General features: G+C 53.4%; 9 protein-coding genes. 4 read left to right on the forward strand and 5 right to left on the reverse strand.

Going from position 1 to position 12,927, the window contains the following annotated elements:
- The first annotated feature begins 213 nt into the window (after positions 1-213).
- On the forward strand, positions 214-1,119 hold the full coding sequence (locus ACHUEV_RS16040; RefSeq protein ID WP_394181640.1) for a family 16 glycosylhydrolase: 906 nt from the start codon (positions 214-216) through the stop codon (positions 1,117-1,119).
- Positions 1,120-1,122: 3 nt separating this feature from the next.
- On the opposite strand, the gene ACHUEV_RS16045 is transcribed toward ACHUEV_RS16040, so the two are convergent.
- The 3 genes from ACHUEV_RS16045 to ACHUEV_RS16055 form a co-directional block, all read right to left on the reverse strand.
- Positions 1,123-2,349 (reverse strand): polysaccharide biosynthesis/export family protein, encoded by a 1,227-nt coding sequence (locus tag ACHUEV_RS16045; protein WP_394181642.1) that lies wholly within the window; start codon positions 2,347-2,349, stop codon positions 1,123-1,125.
- A complete protein-coding gene (locus ACHUEV_RS16050) occupies positions 2,346-4,658 on the reverse strand; it encodes a GumC family protein (protein WP_394181644.1) in 2,313 nt (770 codons plus the stop codon). Before ACHUEV_RS16050 ends, ACHUEV_RS16045 begins: the two co-directional genes overlap by 4 nt.
- 93 nt (positions 4,659-4,751) lie before the next feature.
- Positions 4,752-5,714, reverse strand: a complete 963-nt coding sequence (locus tag ACHUEV_RS16055) for a sulfotransferase family protein (RefSeq protein ID WP_394181646.1) — start codon at positions 5,712-5,714, stop codon at positions 4,752-4,754.
- Between the two features lie 327 nt (positions 5,715-6,041).
- Between ACHUEV_RS16055 and ACHUEV_RS16060 the strand changes: the two genes are divergently transcribed.
- The 3 genes from ACHUEV_RS16060 (at position 6,042) to ACHUEV_RS16070 (ending at position 10,769) form a co-directional block, all read left to right on the forward strand.
- Entirely contained in the window at positions 6,042-7,229 is a 1,188-nt protein-coding gene (locus ACHUEV_RS16060; RefSeq protein ID WP_394181647.1) for a glycosyltransferase family 2 protein, read from the forward strand.
- 224 nt (positions 7,230-7,453) lie between these two features.
- Entirely contained in the window at positions 7,454-8,518 is a 1,065-nt protein-coding gene (locus tag ACHUEV_RS16065; protein WP_394181649.1) for a glycosyltransferase family protein, read from the forward strand.
- Positions 8,519-8,675: 157 nt separating this feature from the next.
- Positions 8,676-10,769, forward strand: coding sequence for a hypothetical protein (locus ACHUEV_RS16070; protein ID WP_394181651.1), 2,094 nt, complete (start codon positions 8,676-8,678; stop codon positions 10,767-10,769).
- 44 nt (positions 10,770-10,813) lie between these two features.
- On the opposite strand, the gene ACHUEV_RS16075 is transcribed toward ACHUEV_RS16070, so the two are convergent.
- The gene (locus ACHUEV_RS16075) at positions 10,814-11,872 is read right to left on the reverse strand and encodes an AI-2E family transporter (protein WP_394181652.1); all 1,059 of its coding nucleotides are present in this window, start codon (positions 11,870-11,872) and stop codon (positions 10,814-10,816) included.
- An 80-nt stretch (positions 11,873-11,952) separates the two neighbouring features.
- The gene (locus ACHUEV_RS16080; protein WP_394181654.1) at positions 11,953-12,927 is read right to left on the reverse strand and encodes a glycosyltransferase family 2 protein; all 975 of its coding nucleotides are present in this window, start codon (positions 12,925-12,927) and stop codon (positions 11,953-11,955) included.

The raw sequence follows: 12,927 nt of genomic DNA on the forward strand, positions 1-12,927 counted from the left end.
TGCATCAATCTATATTCTCTCTAGAATGTCACACTAAGCTAGCCTGCATACCGCTCTTTAAAAGTTGCGCGGGTGATATTTGCTCCGCAATTTTGGTGCTCCACCTCCGCGGGAACCAAGGCATGCGCGAACGGCATAATTTCTGTCGCTGCGCACTCGATACAAGACAAAGCAAGGATATTTATTAAGCGTTTAAACGAGGAACATATTTACATGTATGGAAATAAAAAGATGAATCTAAAGCGTTTTTTTGCCAAGCTAATTCTATTCGGCACGAGTCTTATAGCGGCGCAACTTGCAGCAGGAATTGCCCATGCTCAAGATGCAGCCGAGACCAATCAACGAAAACGCCAATTCGGCGAACCCTTCCAGAGCGTGTTTCCATTCTCTGGACTCGGTTCGCAATGGTGGATCGCACAATACGATCATCCTGCAAATTGGTTTCAAACAGCTTGGCGCAAATCCTCTGTTGATTTGGGCGCTGCAGGCATCGCCTTTAGTCTTACGGCGACGGACCAAGATAACATCGTTGAGGCATCCGTGCTCAAAGAGGACGACGGCACCTTAATCGGTGAGGGTATGACGACGAAAGCGTTCACAAGCGGCCAAATGCAACGCAACAAATGGTATGGTTATGGACGCTACGAAGTCATCATGCAGCCCGCCAGTGGTGACGGCTTAATCACGGCGTTTTACCTCTACACTGGCCCGTATTTCGGTGACACGCACGAAGAAGTCGATATCGAATTCTTGGGACGCAACCCGAATAAGATTCACCTGAATCGTTATCGTGACGGCCAGCCACTGGAAGAGCCTAAATGGATGGATCTTGGTTTTGATTCCACTGAAAGGCCCCGTCTTTATGCGTTTGAATGGAACGAAGACTCACTCGTATGGTACGCGGGAGAAACAGAACTATTCCGCATTTCAGATCCTGACGAAGTTCCCGTGCCACCAGCAAAAATCTACCTCGATCTCTGGGCAGGTGGAACAGGTCAAGCCGACTGGGCAGGTCAGGCCACGGAAACCTCGGCAGGTAATGCCTTAGTGCAATGCGCCTCCTATACCCCGCCGTCGCAAGATACACCGCAGTGCAGCGACCTGATGAACGGCGAGTAAGCTTTACTCGCTGGACATTTCCAACCTCAGCTCAACCTCGAAGACGTCTCCTGGCAGGATCATGTCATCGGGGCCGACTGATACGACTGAAACTTCATCATTCTCGGACCGGCGCACGCGCATGTCAGTCACAAAGGTTGTGTTCACCGGGCGCACGCCGCTCATCGCGGCTAGCCCGGCGAGCATCTCTTCGCGTTTCGTTTGCAGGACGATCTCATGCCGGGTGCTTTGCAATTCTGACATCACTTGCTGACGGCGGTTGTCGGTGATTTGCAGCAGGTCGCGCTGCGTTTCGCCAATCCGTTGCCGTGCCCGGAAAATCGCTGTGTTCAGGTCCAGTTCTTCCGCGCTTTGATCCATCAGGTTTTGTTCCATCGCGATCAGACGATTTGCGGGAACCAATCCGCGTTCCTCTAGTGATTTTAGGTTTTCAACCTGTTCGCGGGTCAATTCCAACTGACGTTGTTGACCCACAATCTTGCTTTCTAGACTGGCAAGTTCAGTCTCATATAGCGCGATCAAGGCTTCATTTGATTCAATCGACCGCTTTTGTGATTCAAGGCGAATGGCCATGATTTCACGTTCATCGGCCTTGATCCGTTCAACAACATGCGGACCGTCAGGGTGAAAAATTGGATCAGGGAAATCAATTGTCGACGTTCCCGTTAGCTCGGCCTCTAGGCGGGCAGCACGGGTTTTTAGCTGGGCCAGTTCGACCTGAACAGCTTGCAGCAAATTGACCTCGCGAAATCCGCTTGCCTCATCGAATGCATCTTCGCGCGCCCGCAGCACACCACCGGCAAGAGCTACGGCTTTTGTCGCGGTCAATGCTGGCCGCCATGCATAAGACCCCGGATTACTAACGTCACCGGTAATGTAAATCGGGCGGTATTCTACGATCTGCAAGGAAACAGCCGGCAACTGAAACAGACCGGCCGAGGATTGAAGACGTTCGGCAACACGGTCTCCCAATGCCTCTGGGGTTTGGCCTTCGGCCATCACGCTGCCGACCACCGGCAATGAAATCATGCCGCCGACAGAAACCTTATAGTCGCCCGTGATTGCCTGCATCGGAACATAAGTGGCCGTTGCATCGTCCCACGTCGCCACACGAACCGAAACGAGATCTTCTGGACCAAGTAGGTATTCCTCTGCGGCGGCGAAAACGGGGGTGAGTAGCGCGATCAATGCAATGCAAAGAGCGCAAATCGTTTTAGGCCATCCGTTCATTTGCTGACCTTTCCAGCCTTCAGCGATTTGCTGAATCCCGCGTATTCGTATTTGCGTTCCGCGCTGCGTTTTACCTGTGTCATCACCATATACATGTTCTCGGCAGCGAGATCGTGCAGCTTTTGAACACAGGCTTCGACGGTTTGGCGCGCCGTTGAATTCCAGCGGGACGTAATCACAATCGCATCCGCATCGCGCACAAACCGCAAGGCAACCGCCGAAGACAATACAGGCGGTGCATCAATCACGATGTAATCATATTTAGCGGTGATGGTTTTCATCAGCTCCATCTTACGCTTTTCTGACATTAGTCGTGGGTCGGTTTGCGCTGCGCCAGACAGCGTTAAGACTGGGACACCAGATTCCGTTTTGACAATCTGGATCGGATCCCAGTTTTGCGTCACCGCGCCATCGGTCGGGACGGACGCCGCTGTTGGGCCACCATGAACCGCATCGATCAGCAAAACGGATTCCTCTTGGTTGGCCAGTGCATCCGCGAATAGCAACGCTACAGTAGATGCCCCCTCGCCCGGCACAGCCGAGGTCACCAAGATCGTCCCTTTTTCCTCGTCCATGACATTCAGCAAGAACGATGAAACCGCATGACCTTCAGCCATCAGGGTCTTTTCATCGCGGGTCAATTTCGGCCGAACACCGGCCCGCAGACTGTCACGCAATTTGCGCGCATTTCCGGTGGCAATCTTGCTAAAGCTACCAATAACAGGAAGCCCCGATACCTGCCGCAACTGGCGATCCGTCTTGATGTTGTTGTTCACCGCTTCGATCATAATCGCGATGCCTAGGCCAATCGCAAGACTGGCCAGCCCCGACGCACCAAGCAACAGCAGCGATCTTGGCGAACTAGGTGCTTTGGGCACCTCTGCATATGACAACAGGCGCACCGTCGATTGCTGAAGCGCCTTATACTGGGCCGATTCCGTCGCGATGGTCAGGAATTCCTCGTATGCAATACGGTTCGCGTCAGCGATCCGGCGCAGCTTACTTAGCTCGACTGCGTTGCGCGACCGGGATAACATGACCTCTTCCAGCTCGAGCAGGTCTTCGTTAATGCCTGCCGCGATTGTCTCGGTGATGTTTAGCTCGGTCTCATACTCCGACACGATCCGGGCTGTCTCGATCTTAATCTCTTCCGAGATGCGGTTAATGACGGCGTCAATTCCCCGCACTTGGCTCGACTCCGGCCCGAACAATTCAATCGCGCGACTGCGGTCGATCCGCAGTTGCGAGAGTTCTGCACGAACATTGGCAAGGATAGGCGACGTCAGAACATCTGCCGCTGTCACGGCACCTTGTTCTGATACGATCTCAAGCACCTTTTGGTACTGCGCATTCGCCCGCACGACATCGGCACGGGCATCAACCAAACGACGGCTTAGGTCTGAAACTTGGCTCGTTAACCGGTCTGCACTGGTGTTATCGACGCGCATAACGCCTTGCTGAAAATCAACAACGGCTGTTTCCGCCTCTTCCAGATTACGGCCCAAATCATCAACGCGGTCGCGCAGCAAACGGACCTGTTCTTCAATCGCATCGCCCCGGATGTTCAGACTAAAACGGGTGTATTCAGCAGCGGCCGCATTGGCGATCCGCGCGGCAAGCGCGGGATCAGTTGACTGCGCCGACACGCCGATCACATAGCTGTTGCCAAGCTGGGCAACCCTGATCATCCCGCTTAGCTGGTCAGCCATATCACCATATTTTTCTAGATCAGCGGCCAAGACAACAAACGCGGCCTCTTGGGTCAGATCGACAGCTTCGGTTGGTACGTCACCTTCGGCAACCTCGCCCACTGTCGGCGATGGGGTGACGGGTTCAGCCACTTCGACAGGCGCAGGTGCTGGCATAATCAACCCAGACACAAACCGTTTCACGCCACGCAGCACCCGAACAGGCAAGATAGGCTCTGCCGGGGGATCAATAACCAATTCACCCGTTTCGGCCTCAAGCCGCTTAACGACTTCAATCATAAAGGCCTTGGACTGCATGGTGATGATTTCTTGCTGAACAAGCTGACGACTTAGCGGTACCCCGGTCACCAGATCGGCAATCGGCGTGCTTTGCTGTCTTTGATCGATCAGCGTAAGTTCAGCAGTCGCAGTATAGCGCGGCTGGATGGTCGTAAGCATCGCGCCTACCAAAATGACGATCACCGCCGCGATGGCTGCAATCATCAACCAACGACGTTTTAGAAATAAAACAACGTCCGCAATTCCAAACGCATACTCCCGCGGCGTCGCATCTAGCTGGTCGTCGACCATAAAATCAAAAGCCCCATACTGTCGATTCACTTTAGATACTCCGAAAAACAATTAATTAATAAGATGCCGAAATGATGGCAGATCACTGCCATTCAAAGCAAGTTTACAAATCCAAATCCAATTCTAGCACTTCATTCCCTCCCAAACCGCGGAAATATCGCGGCCAAGTAGATCGGATAAACCTGCATTACGCGCTGTAAGATGCTGTTCAAGATAGGCTTTGGTCGCGGGCGACATCGGCGGCGGTCGGTCGGCGGTCATCAGCCGGGCGTTCACATGTTTGAACCACCAATAATGTAGCTTGTTTATGACCCGTCCACGCAACCCCCTGCCCTGTGCCATGTGCCCACGATATTTGCGGCGCACAAGCGGCCCACCAATCAGATTTGCGACGCGTTGCACGCGCAGGTTCGCAGGGTATTTGGTCTTATTGAACCACGACTTTTCAGGGTCGATCTTCATTGGAGCAGCACCGATAAAATCGGTCACGTCGTCCAGACAGGCCTGATTGTCTTTGCGAAAATCTTCGAACAGGCACAGCTTCACCTGATCCGCGCCAAAGGTTTCAATGAACCGTCGAATGCCACAGGCATAGCTGGACCCCAGCAGAATTTGCGGAAACTGAATAAGCGCCTGTTCAAAGCTTGCCGTCGTGCGCGCGGTCTTAACCAGATGCCAATACTGCGAATAGGCGCGTTCAACCGGGTGACGCAGCATGAAGATCAGGCGCGCGTCAGGCAACACCGCATGAATACGGGCGGCTGCGACTTCTGACATCAAATAGGTTGTTGAATCCTCGCCGATGAGCTGGGCCGCATCGTCGTTGGCAAACCGATCTGCGTACCAATCCAGATTATCATCCGCCGCAGGACCAGAGTCCCACCAAACAAGCCGACCTTGCTGTACGCTTAGGAAATCAGGATGCGCAATTGGATCGTCAGCGTCAAAGAAATGGACCTCATCGAATGGGATGGAAATGTCGCTGTGCTGATCCAAAATGAAATGCAGCGAGGTGGTCCCGCATTTGGGAGCACCACCAATTATGAAATCCGGATAGCGTCGACCGCCAGATATACCTTGTGGCACCGGGGGCTGAATCCGGTGAAAGCCAGTTTGATCCAAACAAAAACTCCAACAAAAAACGGGTCGAACCTCGTCGTTCGACCAACGCCAGCTATAAATCGAATAAGTAATAAACACCGAATAATTACGGCATTTTACGCGTTCGGTCAATGTTCTAGGCTAGCGCGGACCCGCCCCATTCGGCGGCTCAAAGGGACAAACTGGCGACATCCCGCGACTTATTTTGCGCTGATATCAAAATGCCGATAGTCTTTTCATCAAGTCGAACGAATCACGACTTGCACCATTTTTATACGCGATCATTTTAATTTTTTGGGCGGCTCGTTAATTGTGTCTACGCTTTCCGTAATAATCCCGACCTTCAATCGAAAAGACTTTCTGTTAGAAGCCTTGGAATCCGTGCAGGCCCAAACTCGCCCGGTTGATGAAATCATCGTCTGGGATGATGGCTCTACCGATGGCACCCAAGATGTGATGGCTGGTTTCGATGATCCAAAGTTGCAATACCATCGTGCCGAAAACGCGGGCAAATCCGCTGCCCTGAACCAAGCGATGAAGCTTGCCAGTGGCTGCTATATCTGGATTTGCGACGACGATGATCTCGCCGTGCCTGACGCCGCAGAAGAATTGACACGGGTTCTGGACAACGATCCAACCATCGGCATTTCCGGCGGCAGCTATCAGCGTTTTCGCGATACGCAAAACGGACGTGAATTATCAGGCCCCGGTTACTGGCCCGATCTGGATAACGGAACGCCCCTGCGCCACCTGCTAGAAGATATCTACCTATTCCAGAACGCGACCATCGTGCGGCGCAGTTGCTATGATGAAGTCGGCCCTTTCCGCGAAGACCTCGCACGCTCCATCGACTATGAAATGCTGGTTAGGCTGGCGACCCGATACCCCATTCACATGTCTCAGGACGTGATGTTCCTTCAGCGCAAACATGACGGCGATCGCGGCCCAGCCAGTATGCGGCACGCGGCATCAGCCGTTGATAACGTATGGGCCGCGCAAGATAGGATCGTCTTTGACAGCCTGCGCGACCATATCCCTCTATCGCTGATACAAGCGATGTACGAAGGCGAAGACCCAGAGGTCAAACGGGCAGCCCACATCGAACGCGCGTGTATCTTCGCACGGCACGACCTATGGGATTACGCGCTCGACGATCTTGCAGCCGCCGCGCAAATTGCCCCTGCGACGCCGCTTGGACCAACTGAATTTGATATCTGCAGACGGGCTGTTTCTGGGAAGCACGGCGTCCATCTGACTGCAAAACACAAACACCGGATCACCCAGCTCAAACGTTCCGGAACGATCGGCAAACAAATCACACGCAGCCTTGGCCGTGGCCTGCTCTGGTCCGTGCGGCAGGCAATCCGCCAAGGCGACTTAACCGAAGTCATCCGATTAGGGCGCATCCTGCTCCGTACCGGCGTCCAAATGGAACCGCAGCAAGGCGGTTCAAAAGTGCGCGAACGCGGCGCCCTACCGCTAAATGCTTTTAAATGGTAATTTAAACTCCTCTGAAGCACAGTTGCAGCGCTCACGAACCACTAATTTTGGCTAGAGAACGAGGGGCAGTAGCTGGAAAAGCAATTTTACATAGAATTATTCCGAAAAATCGAAGCGGGTTTTGACTACGACGGCGCCGGTCTACGAAAAGGCATAACAAGATGGTGAAAGTGGCATTTTTCGGTCACAACTCAAACGAACCGACGGTGCGTAAAAGAACTAGCTTGTTTAAACTCGCTGGTGCTGAAGTGATTGGCGTCATGCCATACCGAGGCACATTGGATCCAACGCCATTTGATCTACTGTCCTTGGGCGAAACACACGACAATAGCTATTTCAGTCGGCTGGGCACCTTAGTCAAAAGCTTTGCGATGACGCCGCGCCGTCACGCACAGCTACGCAATATTGATCTGATCTATGCCCGCAATCTCGACATGCTGATGTGTGCACACGTCTTTCGGCTACGCAACCGTTTGAAAATACCAATCGTTTATGAATGCTTGGACATACATGTTCTATTGGTAGGCAACAAATTACAAACGTCTATTCTACAATGGCTCGAAGGTATCCTGCTCCGACGCAGTGATATGCTTGTCTATTCGTCCGAACGCTACATCGACCAATACTTCGCGATCCATCATCCCGGCGACTACAGCAAACGACTGGTCGAAAACCGCCTGAACCAAGCAGATGTCGGACCACGCCCAACGTCACGACCCAATCCCGCCCAAGGGCAACTAAAGCTCGGTTGGATTGGCAACTTGCGGTGCCGCCGCACGCTCGGCCTACTTAAACAACTCGGCGAAGAATTCGCGCCCCAGCTTCAGATTGAGATCCACGGCTATCCAGCCGCGAATGTCTTCCCAGACTTCGAAGCGGAGATCAAAAACGCACCGGGGTTAACCTACCACGGGCGCTACAACGGCGCTCAAGACTTGGCGAAAATATACGGCGATCTAGATGCTGTCTGGGCGGCAGACTGGTACGAGGCAGGGCATAACTCCATCTGGCAAATCCCTAATCGCATTTACGAGGGCGGCTATTTCGGCGTCCCGGCAATTACGTCACAAGGGACAGAGACAGCGCGCATGATCAACCAATGGAACGCAGGTTGGGATTTTGACGAACCCGCCGAAACGACAGTCCCTGCGTTGATCCAAAGGCTCCTGAACGATGGCAGCGAAGTAAAACAGAAAAGCGACGCATTATTCGCCCTGCCCTTATCCACTTTCGTCGAAACACCCGCCGAAACACGTGCAATGATCGACGAAGTCATCACCAAAAGCTAACGCTTGCGCCCGACAGCGTCGGCTCCAAACCAATCTACCATTCCCAAAATACTTGCGTGACAGTTGAATCACCTGCGGCTAATCCTAGAGCTGATTTTGATTCATTTCATTCTCGCCGCTAAACGCCCTAACTATAACGTATTAAAGAGTTCTACGCATGACGAACGACGGCAACGATTTTGCAAAGCGCCTTGAACGTATCCAAGAAAGATCTGGCGACCTTGGTTCTCCTATTGAAACAGTGGGCTCTGGCCGATCAGGATCAAAAACCATTGCAGGTGTAGTGTTTGTTGTCGGGATTGCTCTCATCGTCGGCGGCGGCACTACTGCCGTCATCACATCGCCAAGCTTTCAAGATTGGAAGGGCGAATTTCTTGCTGGCTTGAAAGACCTCACAACTTTTGAAATGGCCGCTCTGCCCGATGTACACGACATCCTGGTGGAATCCGCGTTCAACTCAGTCGATAAGCAGGCACAAGCGACGCTTGCCGAAAACGAAGAGGAGAGGCGCCGTACCTTGATCGCACCAGAGCGTGACTGGAGAGGCACACCCCCGACCGACCCAGTTACAACATCGCGTATGGGGCCAGAATACGGCGTTGACTATGCCGTAGCTGCATCGGGCGAAGCGGTGGCGTTAAATGCGATCGTTGCAAACTTTGAACCTAGCGGGCCAAATAGTGTGCATGGGGAAATCCAAGCATTCGAAGCGAATGAAAACTGTACGTTGCGACCCATCGGTGCTGATGAAAAATTCGTCAACATTAACGTCAGCCGCACCAATACCACTGGACCGATCCAAACCATTCACACCGAAAGCATCAATGAAATCATCCGCGATGCGGCCAAAGAAGCTATCGGTGAAGGGCACTCACCGGGTCTAATCAAAGTTCCTCGGGGCAAAATGGGAATCCTCGACGTTATTGTCACTGACACCAGCGGTCCGCTTTATCTTGCGTTACAAACCTCAAGCAGTAACACCCTGTGGAATATCCATGCGGCACCCGGTGTCGAAATTGCCCATATCGCAATGATTTCTGGCGGGCCTTCTGCGCTTACGGGCATGATCGGCAATGCAAGTTTCGAAGCTGTGCGGTCAAGCCGAGACGCTAACCAAACACGCTTTTATGATTTTCGCGGCGACCCCGGCGATATCGAATGTATGACCCGTCCCTTCCGGAAACCTGACGAAAGCTGGGGTGCTTGGGCAGGTGCCAAAGGAGGCAATTCAATGGATGGGAATTTGCTGTTTGGTCAGGACAAAGGCTTCGATTCATATGAGTTTTGGTTCAAAGACGCACTTGGCCTAAGCCCCACGCAGGACCTAATACATGCTGAGCGTGCCGGCACGATCCTTGTGGGTGAGATACCGGCAGAGCCAATTACTATGCCAACCGCGCCTACAACGGTTCACATGCCAACCCATAACCGAATTGTGACAGGTACTGAGGCCGAGCGTGAAAGCGAAATTGTACGTGTCTATACTGATCTTATTCGCGCCGCCGCTGGCGGAGACCATAGCGAGGTTATGCCTGCAGCTATATCGCTTAATCAACAAACAGACGTCGTCGAATCCGAGGTAAGCGGGGGTTATCGCAGTTTGGCCGACCGGGTCATGAATTCCAACGATATCGCAAGCAAAGTTAGCCTGACCGACCTAAATCGTGAGCGCCGTGTCAGTTTCTCAGTCAATCTAACGCTCGACGATCTACTACGCGAAGGTGAGGCAATGCCTCCCGAAGAGCAACGCCACAGTTATGCGATCATGCGCGCACCCCGCCATATGATGCATTTTTGCGAAGACACGTTGATAGAGATCGCGAGCAAATGCAAAATCTTCAAAGCGACCGTCCACGATCGGGGCGATGACCAATACCAGGTACGCGCTGATTTTGCCTACGTTCCTAACTATACTATTGGCGACGTAGAACGCATCCAAGGCGGCGATTTCATATCTGCTTTCATTCCAGATGAGACCGAGGGCAATACCCATGAAACACCTGAGGATCGCCGCGCGTTTTTAATCTCGCTCAAGGAGATGTGTGATGAGCTGCGCCCCGAATATGGTAACTGCCTGATTGGCACTGCAGGTTTCTATCTTGATCGTCCCGCAAGCTTTTCTTCAAGCGGCGTCCGAGCAAGCGCAGCGGGATGGCTTGAAGTCTACCAACCGGACAACCCCTTTGAAGAACGGAACTTTCAGGAACGCGTCGAAGCATTGCGAGAGGCAATATCTGAAACGGCTGACTAAATTGTCCCTCTTTGGAAACGCGTTCGGTATTTCGTAGGCCCCAACTAAACGATTTGTTTTGTTCGGGCGCCTAAGAAGTCTCCGAACGTGGCCAAGGGTTGTACGTTGTCGCAGATGACCTTCGTCACGACCAAGAATGGCACAGCCATGAGCGCTCCGGGTAGGCTCCACAGCCAGCTCCAGATGATGACGGCAAGGAATACCGACACGGTATTCATCTCGAGCCGTCTGCCAAGAATTGCGGGCGTCACGAATTGGCCTTCGAGGGACGTGAGAAGAAGATAAATCGCCGGTGCGCTTAGTCCTAAACCCAGCGTATCGAAGGCGATGATGCTATAGACGCCAACGGCGGCGACCCCGATCATCGCGCCGACAAAAGGTAAGAAATTAAGCGCAAATGCGAACACGCCCCACAGGATCGCGTTGGGCAAGCCAAGCCAATACAGTGACCCTGCGATGCACAGGCCAAGACCCGCGTTAATCAGCGTGATGGTTAGCAAATAGCGTGAAAGCCTGCGTTCCACATCGCGGACTGTTTTTACCGCGAGCTTCTTGTCTGACAAGTTGGGAAGGGCGTTCACCAATTTCACATAGAACAGATCACCAGACGCGAGGATAAACAGCGCCAGTATCATCCCAACGAACCCAAGCGAGAAAAAGCTCGCGACGCTTCCTGCTGCAAAGGCAAGCAGGCTTGGTTGCTCTATCGCGACTGTTGGTGCCTGTCCGCCGCCATTGGTAAGGCTTTCGACTTCATCCGTGGCGTCCTGAACAGCCTCTAAGGAATCGAACAAAAACCCTAATTTGGCGCGCAAGTCTGTTCCCAAATGCGGTGCGCGTTCGATGATATCGGCGGCTGGCCCCGATAGCGCGTAAACCCCACCCGCACATAGGATGGTTGCGCCAAAGATCAAAACGATTGCTGATATGACTTCTGGGATGCCAGCGCGGGCAAGGCCGCGCACGATTGGGCTAAGTGTGAGTGCGACCAATATGCCAATGACGATGGGCAAAAGCATATCGCGTGCGAAATAGACGGCCCCGAACGACAGTATAAGCAATATCCCAATCAACAGGTTTTTGATCTTACGTGTGTCGTCCATCGCATATCCCCTTTGAATCCAGACGCCAAAATCTGCGTTGAACGTAACTTGGGATAACGCGCGGGCACGCGAATGGTTCCTTACCCTGCCCTGCGAAGCCGTGCAGCACCGCGAAGCCAGACCTGTTCGACCAGTTTTCCGACGAGCGAAAGCACCACGCGCGGTGGCTCGGCGCATAGGCTGGCCATCGTCCGCAGGTCTTTGTCGTGCACCGCATCGATCAGCCGCCGCCAGGCCCATTCCTTGCGCGTATCAAGGCAGTGTTGCCGCAGAACGGCGCGGTCCTTTGGTGTCAGGGCGGGATGCAGGGCGAGGGCCAGGTCGGCCTTTACGATTGCGCCAAGGTCTTTGGTGCTGTGTTGGGAACTGAGTGAATCGTCGCGATAGACCGCGAAATACCCCAACGGATCGACCAACCGAAAACGCGCACCTGCGGCAAGCGCTTTGGCGTATAGCAGATAATCCTCGGCCAGCCGCAGATCGGGATCATAGGCCAGATCATTTGCATCGAAGAACGCACGGCGCATCAACGGTTTTACAAAGCCCAATTCGCCGCGTTGTCCGTTGCGATTGCGTCGGTTGCCATCCACGAATTGCGCGAATGTCACCGTGGTCTGCCCAATGTCTATTTGGCTCCACAGCCGTTTGTTCGTGGCGTTTAGGTCGGCATCGGTTACCCGGTAGATATCATCGGCAAGCAGATCAAGGTTGTCGGCTTCTGCCTGTTGGACAAGCTGCGCAATGCGGTCCGGCGCCATAAAGTCATCAGCATCAAGCACAGCAATCCACGGTGCGGTGCTATTCTTAATCGCCAGATTACGTGCGCCCGCCGGCCCCGTGTTGTGGGCCTGTTGGTAAACGCGGACCCTTGGGTCGGTTTGGCTGTAATCTTGGGCAATGGCATAGGTCCCGTCTGTCGAACAATCATCGACGACCACGATCTCGACCGGGGCGGTCTGCAAACTGGCGGATTGCAGTGCGCGCAGGATCGTCTTTTCCGCGCAATAGGCAGCAATCACAATCGTCGCGACAGGATTACTGGCCATTCCGTCCAT

The sequence above is a fragment of the Yoonia maritima genome (genome assembly GCF_043641945.1).
Lineage (GTDB): Bacteria > Pseudomonadota > Alphaproteobacteria > Rhodobacterales > Rhodobacteraceae > Yoonia > Yoonia maritima_B.